Source organism: Amycolatopsis sp. NPDC104587, from assembly GCF_055583645.1.
Genome location: NZ_JBVJNO010000004.1, coordinates 619,734 through 639,063 on the forward strand (window position 1 = coordinate 619,734; position 19,330 = coordinate 639,063).

Consider the following 19,330-nt stretch of genomic DNA (forward strand, 5'->3'; position numbering starts at 1 on the left):
GTAGTACAGGAGAACCATGATCAAGGACTACGGACGGCCGCCCAGGTCCGGCGAGAACCGCGCCCTCATCGAGCGCCGCCTCAAAGAGGTGGTCGAGGCCGGCGGCTCACGCGAGACGCAGACCGTCGACTGGCGAGGCAGTCAAGTGCACCTCGACGTCATCCAGATGCCGGCCGGTGACCTGTACTACAACCCGGCGACGCACCGGATCCGTGCCCAGCGCAGTCACGATCCGCAGCTCGACCAGCTCGTTGACGAAGACCCCTGGAGCAGCGCGAGCCAGGAGTACCTCGGATATCTCCTGCAGGCGCTGCCAGCAGATCCCAGCAGGACCGACCCGGCCTTTACCGAGCTGTCAGAAAGCCTGCGAGATTACGAGCAGACCGAGCCGGGGCTGATCACCCGCGACGGCGTGCTCGTGAACGGCAACACCCGGCGTGCGGCCCTGCTGAAGATGGGCGGACCGCAGCAGCCCATCAGGGTCGCCGTGCTCCCGGAGTCCTGCGATTGGACCGACATCCGGGATGTCGAGCTGTCGCTGCAGCTGAGGAGGGAGCATCGCCGCGACTACTCGTACATCAACCGCCTGCTGGCGATCGACGAGCTGGTGAGCCAAGGCATACCGATCGCGAAGATCGCCGCGATCTTCCGCAGCACCGTGCCGGCCTGCAAGCAGGACCAGTGGGTCTTCGCGTGTATCAAGTCGATGATCGAACGCAGCGAGGTGAGCGGCCACCGCATTCCGCTGATCGCGTTCGAGGATCACCAGGAGAAGCTGAAGGAGCTGCACAGGCGTTACCAGAAGGATCTGGCGACGAGTGGTGACCGCGCGGAACTGACCAAGGAGTCTAGGCTCGCGGCGATCATGCTCGGTTTCTCCAAGACTGACGTTCGCTTCATCGAGTCGGACTTCCAGTCCCGCTACCTGAACAGCGCGCTGCCGGCCGACCTCAGGCCGGAGCCGGCTCCATCGAAGGTTGCGATCCCAGGGCTGGGCGTTTCGGTCAAGGGCGCGTCGGACGATGTGGCGACCGCCAAGGAACTGACGGACACCGTGCTGAAGGCGCGCACGGTCGAGATCACTCACGCCAGCGGGTATGCGGTTGAGCTTGCCGAGAAGCCGGCAGAGCTCAAGGAAGCGATGGATAAGGCGATCAAGCTTGCTGGGCGTAACGCGCAGCTGCAAAAGCGCAAGCAAGCGGCGCCTGACCGGTTGAACTCTGCTACCGCTGAGATCGACCAGTGCGTCACAGAGCTGGCCATGTCGCGCGCGACTCGCGCATTTGACGAAGAGACGTTCAACGACGCGCTCATGGGTTTCCGCCGCAGCCTGCGGAAACTCGCTGTCGAGGTGGGCCGGACGGTCGAGGATGAGAGCGAAGGCACCGTCTGGCTACGACAGCTTCTCGAACTGGAGTCCTGAGTGGAGCACAATGGTCCAAGCCTGATCATCGGTTTTGACCTCACGCGGACGCAGGCGAAGCTGGAGACGGTGAACCAGTTCCGCGAGAACCTGGCTAGCCTGCTGGCCGCGTTCCCGGGTGGCCAGATGACTGAGCGCCTTGCTGCGGCGGTACCGATCGATGAGTTCATCGGGGGTGTCGAGGCCCTGGCGGGCTGGCCGGCTCCGGACTCAGTGGTCTGGGAGGACTCGTTCCGCATTCTCGTCACGGAGATGATCAGCGATGCGGAACGCTCGGAGCGCTTGCTCGCCGGTGAAGAAGACGACCTCGTCGTCCAGGAAGAAGACGTCGCGCGCGAGCTGGATCCCACCTGGACCGGGGATCTCACGCCGTTCCAGCGGCGAGACATAGCAAAGCTCGTTTCACTGGGCCATGGAGCAAACTTCAGTGTCCCCGGAGCGGGCAAAACCCGCGTGGCGCTGGCCGCTTTTTCCATCTTCCGCCGGCGCCAGCGGGTCCAGCGCTTGCTGGTCGTCTGCCCGAAGTCGGCGTACGAGGCGTGGCAGGAAGAAAGCGAGAAATGCTTCGCCAGCGCACTGGACGTCCAGGTCTACGACGGCAGGCCTTCGTCGTCCGCGGACGTGCTGCTGGTGAACTACGAGCGCCTGGAGCGCTCCTTGGGGAGCATCACCGATTGGCTGGAGTCGGCGCCGACGATGATGATCCTGGACGAAGCACACCGGATGAAGCTCGGCACGGCTGGTGTGTACGGAGCTGCCTGCATGGCTCTCGGGCCGCTTAGTGTCATCAGGATGATCCTCACGGGTACTCCCGCTCCGAATGGTCCCAAAGACCTGGAAAGCTTGCTGGCCTTCGTCTGGCCTGGTCGTGGAAAACGGGTCGTCAACGAGGCCATCGACGGAGGCAATCTCATCTACGCCAGCCGCGTGCTCAAACCCCTCTACACCAGGACCACCAAGCACGAGCTCGGGCTGCCGCCAGTGTCTCTGGGCATGCGCATGGTCGATCTCCCCCCGCTCCACCGGGAGATCTACGACGCCATCGTGGGCCGGTTCACCGCTAGAGCCGAACGAAGCCGATCCGACTTCGACGCGCTCGGGCGAACCGTACTTCGGCTGATCATGGCAGCGACCAGCCCCGCCCTGCTGTCTGAGGGAACCTCGCGGTACGAGCCGCTGTCCCTCCAGGTGCCGCCGCTGGAGATTCCGATCAGCGACCCCCTGCACACCCTGCTCGGCTCTCTTTCCGAATATGAGATGCCACCGAAGTACCAAGAGGTACTCGCCATAGTCAAGGAGAACGCTGGGAGGAACCGGAAGACACTGGTGTGGGCCAGTTTCGTCCGCTCCATAACGACTCTCGAAGTTCTCCTCGCCGACTTCAACCCTGCTGTCGTGCACGGGGGTACGCCTGACCGCGACGCGCAGATCGAAGCCTTCCGTACTGATCCGGACTGCGCCGTGCTCATCTCGAACCCGGCCACCCTGGGTGAGGGGATCAGCTTGCACCAGGTCTGCCACGACGCCGTCTACGTTGACCGGGACTTCCAGGCTGGCCGCTTCCTGCAGAGCCTGGACCGCATTCACCGGCTCGGCCTGGCACCTGACATCGAGACCCGCATAACCATCCTGGCGGCGAGCGGAACGGTCGACGAGGTTGTGGCGCTGAGGCTCAACGAGAAGCTCGAGTTCATGGGCAAGCTCCTCGACGATGCGTCAGTCCAGCAGCTCGGCGACCCGCTCGAAGAACCATCCGTCATCGCCGGCATGGACGCCGCGGACGTGAAGGCCCTGCTGCGGCACGTCCGGAAGCCGGAGCTCAGCTGATCTTGGCCCGGTTCTGGAGGAACTTCTCGTGGCGCTCGTGGTCTGCCTGACCGATGAATGCTTTGAACTCGCCAAGCTTGTAGGTGAGACTTCCATCTTCCGTGGGCTCGCGAACGATGTGAAAGTCACGGCGAAGCTGGGTGATGCGTTCCTCGAGTTCAGCGAATCCGTAACGAAGCTTCGCGCGCTTGACGATCACATCGGCGGGTACCAGTCCGCCAAGTTCCCGGAGCACCTTGTAAACGGGATCGTGGCTTGAGGTCTCACGTGAGACGACCTCGCCCTCGTGCTTGAGCGCCCTCAAGATCGCTGATCCCACGGCTTCAGCGACCGGGGGCGGGAATGCGTTGCCGATCTGCCGGTAGCGAGTTGTCTTCCGGCCGGTGAACTCCCACTCGTAGCCCTTTCCCCATCCTTGGATGCGGGCGACCATCTCGGTGGTCAGCTTCGGCCCGGGAGCCTTGTTCGTGCCGGTGTTGAACTTGGCGTCCCGTGCGGGCGGGGCATCCGCTACACCCATCGCGTCGACACTCAGCTCAGCCCATGCGCGCTTGGCCCTGGTCGGTCCCAGGTCCGCGCCACCGTGCTTCTTGGAACCACCGACGATCGTGGGCCCGATCTTGTCAGCATCTTTTATCCACTGCTCGAGCCCTTCCCAGCCGTTGGCGCCCATGAGGTCGTGAATGGCGGCACTGACGGTGAGTTGCTCCTCGATGGGCTCGGGCCACTGGAAGTACTTGGCGTCGTCCTCTTGCATTGCGACCAGGACGAACCGGGGCCGGAGCTGTGGCACTCCGAAGTCGCACGCGTTGAGCAACCGCCATTCGGCGACGTACTTGAACTCGGCGAGCCGGTCCAGGACGTACTGCCGGTAACCCGAAAACCGGGGCAGGCTGAGCCCGCGGACGTTCTCCAGCATCAGGGCGCGCGGCCGGACCTTGTCCACCTGCTCCACAGCCCACGCGAAGAGGTCACGTTCATCGTCTGCACCGAGCTGCTTGCCAGCGATCGTGAAGGGAGGGCAAGGAACTCCGCCGGCGAGCAACGCCACCTCGCGGTGATCTTCGGGATTGAAGATGGCGGGGTCGGCGACGTCGCCCTGCTGGACGATGTCGCGTTCCGCTTCGTTGATCTCAATCTTGCCTGGAATGTTGGTGTGCAAGGTCGTGAAGGCATTGGAGTCCAGCTCGACCGCAAGGCGGTGCCTGAACCCGGCTCGCTCGAGACCCAGGGCCTGGCCACCCGCGCCAGCGCAGAGTTCAACGACCTCGAAGGAGCTGTCGTCGGGAGCGCCGGTCATCGGAGTCCTTCCCAGGGTGGCGTGGCGAGGTAGTGCCTGAGACTATCTGGCGCATGGCGCGCCGCGTGACACACCCGCCAACTGATGGAGCAGCTAAGCCGAAGCCCTATCCCGCTGCTGCCAGCGAGGGCCGCTCGCGCAACATGCGAGCCAACAAGCGCACGGACACCAAGCCTGAGGTGACTCTTCGTAAGGAACTGCATCGGCTTGGTTATCGGTACCGCAAGGACCTGCCGATAGTGCTCGAAAGTGTGCGTGTTCGTCCTGACATCGTCTTCACCAAGCGAAAGGTCGCGGTCTTCGTCGACGGCTGCTTCTGGCACGTCTGCCCGCAGCACGGACGTCAGCCGACCAGCAACGAGTGGTACTGGACGCCGAAGCTCCGGCGCAACATGAGCCGCGATGAGCTGGTGACTGAAGCGCTCGAAGATGCGGGCTGGCGCGTGGTCCGCATCTGGGAGCACGTGCCGCTGCGCGATGCCGTCTCGGCAATCGAGGCCGCGATCTCGTAGTACGAACACGCGTTCGATCTTAAGGACCGCACGGGCAAACGCCTAGCAGCATCAGCTCGCGTGTCGTTACGGCTGTTCAGCCCTCGATGACCCGGCCTTCAATCACTGTCGGCTGGTCGCGGTCGCGCCTCGGCTCCCCCGTGGGCGGAACCACCTCACTGTCCACCACCATCACCGGCCCCCGCCGCTGGTTGGCAAACCGGACCGCTCGCTTCTCCGCCCGCCGCAGCCACCACCGCCGGACCACTGCCCGCGACGGCGGCAGCATCAACAGCAACCCCAATACGTCGCTCACGAACCCCGGGACCAGGATCAACACCCCGCCGAGCGCGACCAGCATCCCGTCGGTCAGTTCCTTCTCCGCCGGTTGCCCCGCCCGGGCCGCCGACATGAACGCCCGCATTGCCTTGCCGCCTTCGCGGCGGGCCAGCCAGGAGCCCAGGAACGCGCCGGCCAGGAGGAGGCCCAGCGTGCCGAGGACACCCACGGCCGAGCCCACCGCCCAGATCGCGGCGATCTCGGCGAAGACGTAAAGCAGGAACGCGACAGCCATACCCGGTCAACGAACGAGCTGTCCGATTTGCTCCCGTGCCCTCCGACGCACCGGCTATCTCACCCTCGTGTCTGGCTGGCTCTGCTGGCTCCTCATCGCCGCCGCGATGCTCGGCGCCATCGTGGTCGCGCGGAGGCGGCCTCGGCTGCCTGAGCTGCCGCGGGTCCGGGGGTGGGATCTCGCTCTCCGTGCTCGGGTGGCTCGTCATCGCCGGGGTCGTCGCCGCCGGGACTGGTGCGGGTCTCCTCTGGTTCCTCGGCTGGCCACGGCTGCCGGCCGCCGGGGTGTTCGGCGTTGACCAGCCGCTGGACCTGCTAAAGATCGCCCTCGCCGTGATCGCCGGGTTCGGGGCGTGCTGCTCGCTGTCAACTACCGGAAGCAGGGCTTCAACGAACGACTCGGGTCCGCCGCCGAACAGCTCGCCCACGACAGCCCCGCCGTCCGGCTGACCGGCGTCTACGCCCTCGCCGGTCTCGCCGACGACCGGGCCGACAAGCGGCAGGTCTGCGTCGACGTCCTCTGCGGGTACCTGCGCCTGCAGCCCGACGTCGTGACGCCCAACGAAGACGAGGTGCGGCAGGCCGTCCTGCGGATGGTTCGCACCCGGCTCGCCCGGCACCTCGGCACCTGGCGGGTCCTGGACTTCGACTTCACCGGCGTCCGGTTCTAGAACGCGGTCTTCGCCGACCTCGGGCTTCGACGGCGTGGTCTTCGGCGCCGACCGGACCACCTTCGGCCGCGCCCAGTTCGACGGCCGCGAGCGGATGGTCTGGCTGATCGACAGCGTGCTGGACACCGTCACGCTGTCGATCGCCAAGTGGGAGGGCATCCGGCCGTAGGTGGTCCCCCGCGGCGCCGAACGGTGGCTCAACCTCCGCAACGTCGAGTGCCGCGGTGGTACCGAGATCCCCGACCAGCACGTCCGGCACCGGACGCTCCCCTGAGGTCCTAGCTCGGGATCTCGTCCAGGTACGCCTGCGCCTGCAGGGTGAACAGCTCCGCATACCCGGCCTTAGCCGCCATCAGCTGTTCGTGCGTTCCGTACTCCGCCACCTTCCCGTGGTCCAGCAGCAGAATCCGCTCGGCCTGCCGCACCGTCGAGAACCGGTGCGAGATGTACAGCGTCGTCCGTCCCTCGGACAGCTCCCGCAGTCGCGAGAACAGGTCATGCTCCGCCTGGGCGTCCAACGCCGATGTCGGTTCGTCGAGAATCAACAACGGCGCCTCCCGTTGGAACGCCCGCGCCAAAGCGATCTTCTGCCATTCGCCGCCGGACAGCGAGACGCCCTGGTCGAACCAGCGGCCCAGGGGGCTGTCGTAGCCGCCGGGCAGGCGCTCGATGCGTTCGTCCGCGCCCGCTCGGCGAGCCGAGTCCTCGATGTGCGGGCGGTCCTCCAGCCGTGAAAGATCACCCAGGCCGATGTTCTCCGCCGCCGTTCCTTGATACGTCACGTAGTCCTGGAACATCGCGCTGATCCGCGTGCGCAGCTCGACCGGGTCGTACTCGCGGATGTCCACGCCGTCCAAAAGAATCCTGCCGGCGGTCGGGTCGTATAGCCGGCACAGCAGCTTGAACAGCGTTGACTTGCCCGCGCCGTTGCGGCCCACCACCGCCACCGTCTCGCCCGGGCGGATCTCGAAGCTGACGTCCTCCAAAGCCGGTTCTTCGGAACCCGGGTAGGCGAACGTCACCGAGTCGAACTCGATGTGTCCCTCCACTGTGGACGGCATGGGGCGGGGCGAAGCAGGCGCCGTGATCTCGGGCTTCGTGTCCAGGAAGCGGTACAGCGTGTCGAGGTAGAGATTGTTCTCGTACATCCCCGAAAACGCCGTGAACAGCCCGGACACCGACGTCTGCACGGACGTCGCCGCGGCCGTGTACAGCGCCAGGTCGCCCAGCGTCAGGTGCCCGCCGACCGCCTGCAGCGCGATGTACAACGCGATCGCCGAGCCGGCGAACGTGCTGAGCAGCCCCCAGGACGTCGAGCTGATGTTGCGGTTGATCGTCAGCTTCCGCTGCCGCTCGTACGACACCAGGCCGAGCCGGCGGAACCGGTCGACGAAGTACGGGCCGAGCCCGAACAGCTTGGTCTCCTTGGCGTACGTGTCCGTCGTGACCAGGGAAGACAGGTAGTCCATCCGCCGCTTGATCGGCGACATCAGGAAGGTCAGCCAGAACGCGCGCGAGCCGTACTTCGACTGCGAGATGAACGCCGGGATCGGCGCGAGCAGCGCGACCAGCGCCAGCAGCGGGCTGACGGCCACCAGCAGCGCGATCATGCTGCCGAACGTGATCGTCGTCCGCACGAGCCCCAGCGCGGAGTTCATCATCGACAGCGGCCGCGTCGGCGCCTCCTGCGCGGCCTGGCGCAGCATGTCGTACGACGTCGAGCCTTCGAAGTACGCCAGGTGCAGCTCGCTGGCGTGCGCCATCACCTGGTGGCGGATGGTCAGCGTCATGCGCTCCTGCAGCAGGGACTGCGCGATCGACGTCAGCGCGCTGCTGATGGCCGTCGCGGCGAGCACGCCGAACTGGAACAGCGCGACGTTCACGATGTCGGCCGTTGTGCCGCGGTGCTGGATCGCCGCGACGACGGAGTCGAGCAGCAGCTTCGCGATGTACGCCGTCACTGTCGGCAGGAGTCCGGAGAGCAGCGTGATCAGCGCCAGCAGGATCGTCAGGATCGGGCTCGCCTGCCACGTCAGCTTCACGACCTTCGGCAGGCCGCGGACCGTGCCCGAGACCGACGTCTTCGCGCGCTTCAGCCGGGAGCGCCAGTCCTTCGGCTGGTTGTCCTGCTTGGGCTCCGGGATGTCGACCGGGCCGGTCAGGCCGCTTTCCGGAACCGTCGAGATGGCGCGCCGCCGGCCCCGCCGGGCCATCAGGAACTCCATCCCGCCCCCACCGCCCGGGATCACGGGGCCTCCACGGCGCCGTGCAGGAAGACGTCGACCACCTGGCGCGTGGTGGGCGCGTCGTCGTCCGGGGCCATCCGGCGGCCGCCGAACAGCAGGGTCAGGAACAGGGAGGCCAGCTGCTCGGGCGGCAGGCGAAGCCGGTCCTTCTCGGGTTCGAACAGCTCGGTCATCGCGCCGCGCATGGCGGTCATCGACTCGCGGCGGCCGCCCTTCAACGTGCTGCGCTGGTCCTTCAGGCGCTGCTCGGGGTCGCGGTGGCGGACGCGGCCGGACGCGTGCAGGGCGCCCATCAGCGCGCCCATCCGTTCGAGGTGGGCGCCGAGGGCTTCGGCGGCCTCGACGAGCCGGTCGTCGAGCGGCTGGTCGACGGGGATTTCGGCGATCGCGTCGAGCACGTGGTCGGGGCGCAGGGCCTCCGCCGTGCAGGCGTCGAAGAGCTCGTCCTTGTCCTTGAACGCGCGGAAGATGGTGCCCTCGCCGATGCCGGCGGCGCGGGCGATCTGGCTGGTCGTCACGTTCGCGCCGTGGTCGATCAGGAGCGGGAGCACCGCGTGCACGATCATGGCGCGCCGCGCTTCGACGCTCATGCCCGGCGCTCTTCGCCGGGTCTCTGGTGCTGGTGTCATGGCACCAGTGTGCGGAGTGAGTGCTCACTCCGTCAAGCGAGTATGGGTCGGCTCCAAATCCGGGGCCGCCGGTTCCTGCCAGGGCACCGCCGCGGCGACGGCTCCCGCATGGCGAGCATGGCCGCGACTGAGGAGGTCGAAGCGATCCTCGGCGGCACCAAGCAGCACGAGCTGGAGCGGAAGCCGTGGAGGGGCGCCCTCGCGGCACCCCTCCACGGACCTCTCAGTACGTCATCGCCATGGCCGGGTCGGCCAGCAGGGCGCCGACGTCGGCCAGGAACTCCGAGCCCTGCTGGCCGTCGACCACGCGGTGGTCGAAGCTCAGCGACAGCTGGAGCACCTTGCGGACCTTGATCTCGCCGTCGACCACCCACGGCTGGTCCTTGATCGCGCCGAGGCACAGGATCGCGGACTCGCCCGGGTTGATGATCGGCGTGCCGGTGTCGACGCCGAAGACGCCGACGTTGGTGATCGTGATCGTGCCGTTTGCCATGTCGGCCGGCGACGTCTTGCCTTCGCGGGCGACGTCCGTCAAGGTCGTCAGCGCGCCCGCGAGCTCCTTCAGCGACAGCGAGTCGGCGTCACGGACCTTGGGCACGATCAGACCGCGAGGCGTCGCCGCCGCGATCCCGAGGTGGACGTAGTCCTTGTAGACGATCTCCTGCGCCGCTTCGTCCCACACCGCGTTGATGTCCGGGGTGCGCTTCGCCGCCAGGCACACGGCCTTCGCCGCGAACGTCAGCGGCGTGACCTTCACGCCGGCGAACTCCCGCGACTTCTTCAGCTTCTCGCGGAACTCCATCATCGGCGTGACGTCGATGGTCAGGAACTCCGTGACGTGCGGAGCGGTGTACGCGCTCTGCACCATCGCCGCCGCGGTCATCTTGCGGACGCCCTTGATCGGGACGCGCCGCTCGCGCGATCCGCTGTCGACAACGGAAGGTGCGACTGGAGTCCCGTTCGCGGCGCGCTCGACGTCATCACGCGTGATGACGCCGCCGTCCGCGGTTCCGGTGAGTGCGTGCAGGTCGACGCCGAGGTCCTTGGCGAGCTTCCGAACCGGCGGCTTCGCGAGCGGGACGTACCCGCCGCGCGGAGCCGCAGGAGCCGCAGGAGCCGGAGCAGCGGCAACCACAGCCGGAGCGGGCTCGGGTGCTGCGCCTTTTCGGGCCCGCCGCTGCGTGACGACCGTCTTGGAGCCGTAACCGACCAGCGGTTTCATCTCTTCTTCGGCGGGTTCTTCGACCGGCGCGGGTGCGGCCGCGGCGGCACCGCCCGGGTCGACGTCGATGGTGAGGATCGGCGTGCCGACCTCCACCGTCTGCCCCGGCTCGACGAGCAGCTCCGTGACGACGCCGGCCCAGGGGATCGGCAGCTCGACGGCGGCTTTCGCGGTCTCGATCTCGACCACGATCTGGTTGACCGTCACGGTGTCGCCCGGCTTCACCTGCCAAGCGAGAATGTCGGCTTCGGTCAGCCCCTCCGCGGTGTCGGCGAGGGGGAACTGTTTGTACGTGGGCATTGCGCGGAAATCCCCCTTACCAGGCGAGTGAGCGGTCGACGGCGTGCAGCACCCGGTCCAGGTCGGGGAGGTAGTGCTCCTCGAGCTTCGCGGGCGGGTACGGCGTGTCGAACCCGGTCACCCGGAGGACGGGCGCTTCCAGCGAGTAGAAGCACTCCTGCTGAACCCGCGCGGCGATTTCCGACGTCAGGGACGATTCGGATGGCGCCTCCGACAGCGCGATGAGCCGGCCGGTCTTGCGCACCGACTCGAACACCGGGCCGAGGTCCAGCGGCGAGAGCGTGCGCAGGTCGATGACCTCGAGGGACTTGCCCTCGTCCTCGGCCGCGGCGGCCGCGTCGAGCGCGACCTTAACGGACGGGCCGTACGCGACGACCGTCGCCGTGGTTCCCTCGCGGACCACCTGCGAGGAGAACACCCGCGGCGCCGCGGCGTCGGTGTCGATCTCCGCGCGCAGCGCGCCCGAGTGGTACAGCCGCTTCGGCTCGAAGAACAGGATCGGGTCGTCCGACTTGATCGCCTGCTGGATGCCCCAGTAGGCGTCGACGGCGTTCGCGATCGAGATGACCTTCAGGCCCGGGATGTGCGCGAACAGCGACTCGGGCGACTCCGAGTGGTGCTCGACCGCGCCGATCCCGCCGCCGAACGGCACCCGGATCACGACGGGCATCTTGACCTTGCCCTGCGTCCGGTAGTGCAGCTTCGCCAGCTGGGAGGAGATCTGGTCGAAGCCCGGGAAGATGAAGCCCTCGAACTGGATCTCGCAGACCGGCCGGAAGCCGCGCACGGCCAGGCCGACCGCCGTGCCGATGATGCCGGACTCCGCGAGCGGCGTGTCCAGCACGCGCTGCTCGCCGAAGTCCTTCTGCAGGCCGTCGGTGATCCGGAAGACGCCGCCGAGCTTGCCGACGTCCTCACCCATGATCAGGACCTTGGGGTCTTCTTCCATCGCGCGGCGCAGGCCGAGGTTGAGCGCCTTGCCGATGGTGAGTTTCTGGAGGTCGGTCATCAGTGCTCACCCGCCGTGGCGAAGCCGTCGAGGTAGGACAGGAACTCTTCGCGCTGCGCCTCGAGGACGGGGTTGCCCTCGGCGTAGACGTTGCTGAAGATCCGCTCCGGCGGCGGCTCGGGCATGTTGAACGTGTACTCGCGCAGGTCGGCGGCGAAGGCGTCGGCCTCGGCCTGGACCTGGTCGAAGAAGTCGTGGTCGGCGCCGCCCTTGCGGGCCAGGAACGCCCGGACGCGCTCGATCGGGTCCTTGAGCTTCCACTCTTCGAGCTCGTCGGAGAGCCGGTAGCGCGACGGGTCGTCGGTCGTCGTGTGCGCGTCCATCCGGTAGGTGAACGCCTCGATCAGGACCGGGCCGTTGCCGTGGCGGCACTCGTCGAGCGCCCAGCGGGACACCGCGAGGCAGGCCAGGACGTCGTTGCCGTCGACGCGGATGCCGGGGAAGCCGTAGCCGCGGGCGCGCTGGTAGAGCGGCAGGCGCGACTGGCGCTCGGTCGGCTCGGAGATGGCCCACTGGTTGTTCTGGCAGAAGAACACCAGCGGCGCGTCGTAGACCGCGGCCCAGACGAATCCTTCGTGGACGTCGCCCTGTGAGGTCGCGCCGTCACCGAAGTAGCAGATCGTCGCTTCGCCGTCGTCGTCGCCGACCTTGCCCTCGAACTTCTGGCCCATCGCGTACCCGGCGGCGTTGAGCACCTGGTTGCCGATCACGATGGTGTACGGGTGGAAGCCCGTGCCCTGGTAGTCCCAGCCACTGTGGTCGGTGCACCGGAAGATGCCGAGCAGGTCCTTCATGTCGACCCCGCGCGCGTACGCGACGCCGTGTTCGCGGTAGCTGGGGAACGCCATGTCGTTCTTCTTCAGCGCGCGGCCGGAGCCGATCTGCGCAGCCTCCTGGCCGAGCAGCGGGACCCAGATGCCGAGCTGGCCCTGACGCTGCATCGCGTTGGCCTCACGGTCCGCGCGGCGGACGAGCACCATGTCGCGGTACAGGCCGCGTAGAGCCTCGTCGTCGATGTCCTCGACGTACTTGTCGAACTGCGGCGACGGGACCCGCTCGCCTTCGGGGGTGAGCAGCTGAGTCAGCTCAGCGCCACCTTCGCTGGTCGCTCGCAATCCGGCGATCACCTGCTCGGGGGACGGCTGGGCCGCGGCGGCGGCCGGCCCGTCTCCAGGCTCCGGGTGCGTCCACTGTTCGGACGGCATGGGCGGTACTCCTCGGTGTCGGTGCCTCTGGCGGCCGCTTGTGGCGACCACAGCGACTGCACCGGCGGGGACCAGCGTCTCGGGTCTCCGAAGCGCTCGGTCACCGTCGGCGTTGACGGTTCACGCCGACATCCTGGCACGAAGGTCGTGGCTTTGGTCAGACGCGGTTGCTGATTTGTTGCTGAGAAAGGGGCTCTGAACAGGGAAAACGCTAGGAAGCCCGAGCATCGGACCTACGAGAGTAGGGAATCGGTCCGCCCGTTCACCAGGCGTGGCCGCACGCGCACGCCGCCGTGCGCCCGCGTGATCACCTGGTCGGGGGACGCCGTTGTGATGTGCCGCACGCCGGGACCCCCGTGGCACGATGGATCTCGTGGAGCACAAATCCGTTCGTGAATCCGTCGTGTCCACCTGGACCGACGACGTCATCCCGAGTCTGTCCGGGCTGGTGGCGATCCCCGCCTTGTCCCCGGCCTTCGACGCCGAGTGGGCGAAGAGCGGGCACCTGGCCGCCGCCGTCGACCACGTCCGCGAGTGGATCGCCGCGCGCGAGCTGCCCGGCGCGACGCTCGAGGTCGTCCGGCTCGAAGACCGGACCCCGCTGCTGCTCGTCGACGTCCCGGCGACCCCGGGCGCGGCGGACCAGGGCACCGTCCTGATGTACGGCCACCTCGACAAGCAGCCCCCGGTCGGCGGCTGGTCCGAGGGCCTCGACCCGTGGACGCCGGTGATCCGCGACGGCCGGCTCTACGGCCGCGGCTCGGTCGACGACGGCTACTCCGGCTACGCGGCGACGGCGGCGATCGAAGCCGTCCACGCGGCCGGCGGTGAGCACGCGCGCATCGTCGTGCTGCTGGAGACGGGCGAGGAGTCCGGCAGCCCCGACCTCCCGGCGTACGTCGACCACCTGGCCGACCGCATCGGCGCGGTCTCGCTGGTGATCTGCCTCGACGCCGGCGGCAGCGACTACGAGCGGTTGTGGCTGGTCACGAGCCTGCGCGGGATGCTGCACCTGGACGTCACCGTGCAGCTGCTGGGCTCGGCCCAGCACTCCGGCATCGCGTCCGGGGTCGTCGCCAGCTCGTTCCGCGTGCTGCGGAAGCTGATCGAACGGCTTGAGGACAGCGCGACCGGCGAGCTGCTGCTCGACGAGCTCAAGGTCGACGTCCCGGCGAACCGGCTGTCGGAGCTCAAGGCCGTCTCGCAGGACTTCCCCGAGGCGCTGTCGAAGGCGTTCCCGCTGGTCGAAGGCGGGCGTGTGATCACCGAAGACGCGCTGGAGCTGATGCTCAACAACGCGTGGCGCCCGACGCTGTCGATCATCGGCGCCGACGGCTTCCCGAAGCCGGCCGACGCGGGCAACGTCCTGCGCGAGAGCACGACGTTGACGCTGAGCTTCCGCCTCCCGCCGACGGCTGACGCCGCGAAGGCGCTCGAAGCCGTGAAGCGGACTCTGACGACAGACGTCCCGTACGGCGCGAAGGTGACCTTCGGCGACAACCCGCAGTCCGAGGACGGCTGGAACGCCCCGACCGAGTCCCCGTGGCTGACGGCGGCCCTGCGCACGGTCAGCGACGACGTCTTCGGCCAGCCGCACCGCGCGACCGGCATGGGCGGCTCGATCCCGTTCATGGGCCTGCTCTCGCGGAAGTACCCGGAGGCGCAGTTCCTGGTGACGGGCGCGTGCGGGTCCGACTCGAACATCCACGTGCCGGACGAGTGGCTGCACCTCGAGTACGCGCAGCAGGTCACCGAGGCCGTCGCGCACATCCTGGACGCCCACGCCCGCGGCTGACGAGCGCCCCAAGGCGGCCTTGGTTGCGTCTGACGCACCGAAGGCCGCCTTGGGTGCGTCAGACGCACCGAAGGCCACATTGGGGCGCTTCAGCCCAGGCGGGTTAGGTGGACTGAGACGTCCAGGGTGGACTGGCCGCCGCCGGTGAAGATGCCCTTCAACGGCGCCACGTCGGCGTAGTCCCGGCCCATCGCCACCCACACGTGCCGCGGGCCGACCGGGATCGCGTTCGTCGGGTCGTACGCCCACCAGCCGCCGGTCCAGACGTCGACCCAGGCGTGCGACTCACCCTCGACCACCTCGCCGAGCTTCGCGTCCCGCTTGGTGTGCAGGTACCCGGACACGTACCGCGCCGGGACGCCGATCGCACGCAGCATCACCAGCGTCACGTGCGCGAAGTCCTGGCATACGCCTTCGCGCGCCTTCCACGCGTCGGTCGCCGTCGAGTGCACGCCGGTGGTGCCCGGCTGGTACTTCAGCTGCTTGTGCACCCACTCGCACACCGCCAGCACCGCGTCCGCCGGATCCAGCCCGGTCCGCAGTGAACGGGCCTCGCGCGCCAGAGCGACGTCACGCGGGGTGTAGTCGGTCGGCGTCAGGTACTCGGTGCGGTGGTCGACGACCGTGTCCGAACGCAGGTCCTTCCACGTCGCCGTGCGGATCGGCTCGGCTTCGTCCGCCGTCTCGACCACCGAGGTCGCCAGCACCGCGAACTCCGTGTGCGGCGCGTGGAGGTCGAACGACGTGACGACGGTGCCCCAGTAGTCGGTGTACCGGTAGGCGCGGGTCGCCGGGGTCGTCTCGATGCGCGTCGCGACCGTCGTCTGACGGCGGTCCGAACGCGGGGTCAGGCGCGCCTCGTTGTACGACTGCGTCGCCGGTGTCGCGTACCGGTACCCCGTCCGGTGCGCCACGCGCAGCTGCCAGGTCACAGCGAAACCTCCGCACCGCTCCACGCCACCCACGGCGACGTGCTGAAGTACTGCATCGACACGGATTCGCCGATGTCCTTGATCGACGTCTGCAGCGCCCCGAGCCGCCGCGGCAGGTCGGTCAGCAGGTCCGACGGGCGCAGGAACTCGAGCTCGCTGCGGGCGCGGCCGAGCTCCCGCAGCGCCTCGGACTTCTCGTTGCTGCGCGAGCCGCCGCCCGGGTCGAGCCGTTGCAGGCACTCCTCCGCCTGCCGCAAGGCGTGGAACACCGAGCGCGGGAACAGCGTGTCCCGCAACAGGAACTGCACAACGCGCCCGGCGTCGAGCGCGCCCCGGTAGGTCCGCAGGTAGGTGTCCTGGGCGCCGGCCGAGCGCAGCACCGTGATCCAGCCCGGGGACGACGCGCGGTCCGCGACCCGGGACAGCAGCAGCCGCACCACCATGTCGGCGCGTTCGATCGAGCGGCCGAGCACCATGAACAGCCAGCCGTCGTCCCGCGACATCGTCGAGTCGGCGAGGCCGGCGAACATCGCCGCGCGCTCCTCCACGAACGACAGGAACGCGTGCGGCCCGGCGCGGCGCGCGTACCGCTGCCGGTCCGGCACCGCGTTCCACGTCGCGTTCAAGCATTCCCACAGCTCGGTCGAGACGACCTCACGGGCGCCGCGCGTGTTCTCGCGCGCCGAGTTGATCGAGCCGACGATCGACGCCGGGTTGTCCTTCGCGTACGCCACCAGCTCGGTCAGCTTCCAGACGTCGAGCGTCTCCCCGTTGGGCGTGTCGATGCCCAGGACGGCCAGGAGCTGACGGCTTGCGTGGTCCGGGTCGACCGTCGCGTCCTCCAGCAGCTGGTGGACCGAGACGTTGAGGATCCGGGAGGTGTCGTCGGCGCGTTCGACGTACCGGCCGATCCAGTACAGCGACTCCGCGTTGCGTGCCAGCATTCGAACCTCCCTAGCTCTGCTGTTGCTGTTGCTGCTGCTGGGACGCCGACAGCTCGGGCCCCTGTTCGGCGGCCAGGCCGTCCACAGTGGACATCGCACCGAGCGCCGGTTGCTCCAGTTCGCGTTCGACGCTGGAAGCGCGGGACGCCAGCACCCACGTGTCCTTCGAGCCGCCACCCTGCGAAGAGTTGACGACCAGGCTGCCCTCCGGCAGCGCCACCCGCGTCAGCCCGCCCGGCAGGACGAAGATCTCCTTGCCGTCGTTCACCGCGAAAGGCCGCAGGTCGACGTGCCGCGGCGCGAGCCGGTCGTCCACCTTGGCCGGCACGGTTGAGAGCTGGACCACCGGCTGCGCGATCCAGCCGCGCCGGTGGGCGCGCACCTTCCGGCGCAGCGTGTCGAGCTCCTTCTTCGTCGCCTCCGGCCCGAAGACGATCCCGTACCCGCCGGAGCCTTCGACGGGCTTGACGACCAGCTCGTCGAGGTGCGCCATGACGTGGTCGAACTCGTCCGGCAGCCAGCAGCGGAACGTGTCCACATTGGGCAGCAGCGGCTTTTCGTTGAGGTAGTACTTCACCATCTCCGGCACGTAGGTGTACACGAGCTTGTCGTCGCCCACGCCGTTGCCGACGGCGTTCGCGACGACGACGTTGCCCGCGCGCGCCGCGTTGAGCACCCCGGCGACGCCGAGCACCGAGTCCGGCCGGTAGTGCACGGGATCGAGGAACTCGTCGTCGATGCGCCGGTAGATGACGTCGACCTGGCGCTCGCCCTCGGTGGTCCGCAGGTAGACGACGTTGTCGCGGCAGAACATGTCACGGCCTTCGACCAGCTCGACACCCATCAGCCGCGCCAGCAGCGAGTGCTCGAAGTAGGCCGAGTTGTAGACGCCGGGGGTGAGCACGACGACCATCGGGTCGGCGACGTTCGCCGCGGCCGCCGCGCGCAGCGCCCGCAGCAGGTGCGACGCGTAGTCGCCGACCGGCCGGACGCGGTGCTGGGCGAACAGGTCCGGGAAGACCCGCGCCATCGTGCGCCGGTTCTCCATCACGTACGACACCCCGGACGGGTTGCGGAGGTTGTCCTCCAGCACCCGGAACGTGCCCTCCTCGTCGCGCACCAGGTCCACCCCGGACACGTGGATGCGCACGCCGTTCGGCGGGTTGATGCCGAACGCCTCCCGCTGGAAGTGGTCGCACGAGGTGATCAGCCGCCGTGGCAGCACACCCTCGCGCAGGATCTGGCGGTCGCCGTAGATGTCGGCGAGGAACGCTTCGAGCGCGCGCACGCGCTGGGCGACGCCGCGCTCGATCTTCGACCACTCGGCGGCCTGGATCACCCGCGGCACCAGGTCGAGCGGGAACGGCCGCTCCTGGCCGGACAGCGAGAAGGTGATGCCCTGGTCGACCATCGCCCGGTCGAGCGCGAGCGACCGGGAGTTGAGGTCGTGCGCGTCGAGCGCGGCGATCGAGTCGTACAGCGCCCGGTAGGGCCCCCGGACCGTGCCGTCGGCGGCGAACATCTCGTCGTAGGCGCCCGCGTGCGGGCGTTCCGGTGAGAGGTACCCGTCGAACCGTGCCCCCGGCCGGGTGATCCTGCTGGTCGCCGCCTTCCGCGCACGTCGACCGGACGGGGCAGCCGGGGCGGGGTCGCGTTCATGAACGACATCCTCACTCACGTGCCCCTTCGTGCGCGACACTCCCACACCGGTGGGCGCGGTGCGAAACGTCGCTGTAACTCGACAGTGCTGTGCTTTGGTATGGATGAGTGGCAATATGCGTGCTCTCACGAACTGAGAACTACGAGGAGTGACGACGTGGCCCGAGGACCCCAACTCAAGGCGTTCGCCCTGATCCCGGCGCTCGCCCTGGCGGCCGCCGCCCTGACCGCGTGCGGGGGCGACGACGGCGGCACGGCGGCCGGCGGTGTCCAGCTCATCGCGTCAGGCAAGCTCACGACCTGCACGCACCTGCCCTACCAGCCGTTCCAGGTCAAGCAGGGCGACAAGATCGTCGGCTTCGACGTCGACCTCGTGGACCTGGTCGCGAAGAAGCTCGGTGTGCAGCAGAACATCGTCGACATCGCCTTCGAGAACATCGAGTCCGGCGAGGCCATGAACAGCGGCCAGTGCGACCTGGCCGCCGCGGGCATGACGATCACCGACAAGCGCAAGCAGAAGTTCGACTTCTCGGAGCCGTACTTCGAGGCCACGCAGGCGCTGCTGGTCAAGGCCGGCTCGCCGATCAAGGACTTCAGCAACGTCGCGGGCAAGAAGATCGGCGTCCAGTCGGCCACCACCGGCGCCGACTACGCCAAGGAGAACGCGAAGGGTGCCGAGATCGTCACGTTCGACGACCTCGCCCTGGAAGAGCAGGCCGTGAAGAACGGCACCGTGGACGCCGGCGTCAACGACAACGGTGTGCTCTACGACTTCGTCAAGACGAACCCGGACACCGCCGTGGTGAAGGAGTTCAAGACGAACGAGTTCTACGGGATCGGCGTCAAGCAGGGCAACTCCGCCCTGGTGACCGCGATCAACGACTCGCTGAAGGCCTCGGTGTCGGACGGCACCTACGCCCAGATCTACCAGAAGTGGTTCGGCAAGGCGCCGACCTGGCTGCCCGGTAACCCCACCCAGTAAGACCCCCGCCTGTGGGGGGGGGTTTTGGGCCAGGGCACAAGGGGGTTTCGGGGGGGGGGCAACAAACCCTTTTTGGAGCGTCAAAGGAAGTGCAGGGCGACGGGAGCGCGGCAGACAGGACC

General features: G+C 68.1%; 17 protein-coding genes. 7 read left to right on the forward strand and 10 right to left on the reverse strand.

All coding sequences use genetic code 11. The annotated features are described in order from the left end of the window. The first annotated feature begins 16 nt into the window (after window positions 1-16). On the forward strand, window positions 17-1,423 hold the full coding sequence (locus ACZ61C_RS14820; protein ID WP_465306755.1) for a ParB N-terminal domain-containing protein: 1,407 nt from the start codon (window positions 17-19) through the stop codon (window positions 1,421-1,423). Further along, the gene (locus ACZ61C_RS14825) at window positions 1,424-3,250 is read left to right on the forward strand and encodes a DEAD/DEAH box helicase (protein ID WP_465306757.1); all 1,827 of its coding nucleotides are present in this window, start codon (window positions 1,424-1,426) and stop codon (window positions 3,248-3,250) included. Here ACZ61C_RS14825 and ACZ61C_RS14830 read toward each other — a convergent pair. Further along, complete coding sequence (locus ACZ61C_RS14830; protein WP_465306759.1) at window positions 3,243-4,550, reverse strand: DNA cytosine methyltransferase; 1,308 nt, start codon at window positions 4,548-4,550, stop codon at window positions 3,243-3,245. The genes ACZ61C_RS14825 and ACZ61C_RS14830 overlap by 8 nt on opposite strands. Before the next feature lie 53 nt (window positions 4,551-4,603). Between ACZ61C_RS14830 and ACZ61C_RS14835 the strand changes: the two genes are divergently transcribed. Next, entirely contained in the window at window positions 4,604-5,062 is a 459-nt protein-coding gene (locus tag ACZ61C_RS14835) for a very short patch repair endonuclease (RefSeq protein WP_465306761.1), read from the forward strand. Window positions 5,063-5,138: 76 nt separating this feature from the next. Here ACZ61C_RS14835 and ACZ61C_RS14840 read toward each other — a convergent pair whose 3' ends face one another. Further along, window positions 5,139-5,615, reverse strand: a complete 477-nt coding sequence (locus ACZ61C_RS14840; RefSeq protein WP_465306763.1) for an FxsA family protein — start codon at window positions 5,613-5,615, stop codon at window positions 5,139-5,141. A 352-nt stretch (window positions 5,616-5,967) separates the two neighbouring features. On the opposite strand from ACZ61C_RS14840, the gene ACZ61C_RS14845 reads away from it, so the two are divergent. After that, window positions 5,968-6,285, forward strand: coding sequence for a hypothetical protein (locus ACZ61C_RS14845; RefSeq protein ID WP_465306765.1), 318 nt, complete (start codon window positions 5,968-5,970; stop codon window positions 6,283-6,285). 34 nt (window positions 6,286-6,319) lie between these two features. Continuing rightward, window positions 6,320-6,454, forward strand: coding sequence for a hypothetical protein (locus ACZ61C_RS14850; RefSeq protein WP_465306767.1), 135 nt, complete (start codon window positions 6,320-6,322; stop codon window positions 6,452-6,454). Between the two features lie 109 nt (window positions 6,455-6,563). Here the strand turns inward: ACZ61C_RS14850 and ACZ61C_RS14855 are convergent, their stop codons facing one another. The 5 genes from ACZ61C_RS14855 to pdhA all read right to left on the reverse strand — a co-directional run bounded on the left by ACZ61C_RS14855 (window position 6,564) and on the right by pdhA (window position 12,896). Beyond that, entirely contained in the window at window positions 6,564-8,510 is a 1,947-nt protein-coding gene (locus ACZ61C_RS14855) for an ABC transporter ATP-binding protein (protein WP_465307046.1), read from the reverse strand. A 20-nt stretch (window positions 8,511-8,530) separates the two neighbouring features. Then, the gene (locus ACZ61C_RS14860; RefSeq protein WP_465306769.1) at window positions 8,531-9,121 is read right to left on the reverse strand and encodes a TetR/AcrR family transcriptional regulator; all 591 of its coding nucleotides are present in this window, start codon (window positions 9,119-9,121) and stop codon (window positions 8,531-8,533) included. A 262-nt stretch (window positions 9,122-9,383) separates the two neighbouring features. Continuing rightward, entirely contained in the window at window positions 9,384-10,682 is a 1,299-nt protein-coding gene (locus ACZ61C_RS14865; RefSeq protein ID WP_465306771.1) for a dihydrolipoamide acetyltransferase family protein, read from the reverse strand. Window positions 10,683-10,698: 16 nt separating this feature from the next. After that, on the reverse strand, window positions 10,699-11,691 hold the full coding sequence (locus tag ACZ61C_RS14870; RefSeq protein WP_465306773.1) for an alpha-ketoacid dehydrogenase subunit beta: 993 nt from the start codon (window positions 11,689-11,691) through the stop codon (window positions 10,699-10,701). After that, window positions 11,691-12,896, reverse strand: coding sequence for a pyruvate dehydrogenase (acetyl-transferring) E1 component subunit alpha (gene pdhA / locus ACZ61C_RS14875; RefSeq protein WP_465306775.1), 1,206 nt, complete (start codon window positions 12,894-12,896; stop codon window positions 11,691-11,693). Before pdhA ends, ACZ61C_RS14870 begins: the two co-directional genes overlap by 1 nt. A 373-nt stretch (window positions 12,897-13,269) precedes the next feature. On the opposite strand from pdhA, the gene ACZ61C_RS14880 reads away from it, so the two are divergent. Continuing rightward, a complete protein-coding gene (locus ACZ61C_RS14880) occupies window positions 13,270-14,691 on the forward strand; it encodes a M20/M25/M40 family metallo-hydrolase (protein ID WP_465306777.1) in 1,422 nt (473 codons plus the stop codon). An 89-nt stretch (window positions 14,692-14,780) separates the two neighbouring features. On the opposite strand, the gene ACZ61C_RS14885 is transcribed toward ACZ61C_RS14880, so the two are convergent. Genes ACZ61C_RS14885 through ACZ61C_RS14895 form a run of 3 tightly spaced genes read right to left on the reverse strand, consistent with a single transcriptional unit; the run spans window position 14,781 to window position 18,245 of the window. Further along, on the reverse strand, window positions 14,781-15,623 hold the full coding sequence (locus tag ACZ61C_RS14885; protein WP_465306779.1) for a transglutaminase family protein: 843 nt from the start codon (window positions 15,621-15,623) through the stop codon (window positions 14,781-14,783). Continuing rightward, the gene (locus ACZ61C_RS14890; protein ID WP_465306781.1) at window positions 15,620-16,567 is read right to left on the reverse strand and encodes an alpha-E domain-containing protein; all 948 of its coding nucleotides are present in this window, start codon (window positions 16,565-16,567) and stop codon (window positions 15,620-15,622) included. The genes ACZ61C_RS14885 and ACZ61C_RS14890 overlap by 4 nt, the downstream gene beginning before the upstream one ends. Window positions 16,568-16,577: 10 nt before the next feature. After that, window positions 16,578-18,245, reverse strand: coding sequence for a circularly permuted type 2 ATP-grasp protein (locus ACZ61C_RS14895; protein ID WP_465306783.1), 1,668 nt, complete (start codon window positions 18,243-18,245; stop codon window positions 16,578-16,580). A gap of 138 nt (window positions 18,246-18,383) precedes the next feature. On the opposite strand from ACZ61C_RS14895, the gene ACZ61C_RS14900 reads away from it, so the two are divergent. Next, a complete protein-coding gene (locus ACZ61C_RS14900) occupies window positions 18,384-19,208 on the forward strand; it encodes a basic amino acid ABC transporter substrate-binding protein (RefSeq protein ID WP_465306785.1) in 825 nt (274 codons plus the stop codon). Window positions 19,209-19,330: the final 122 nt, after the last annotated feature.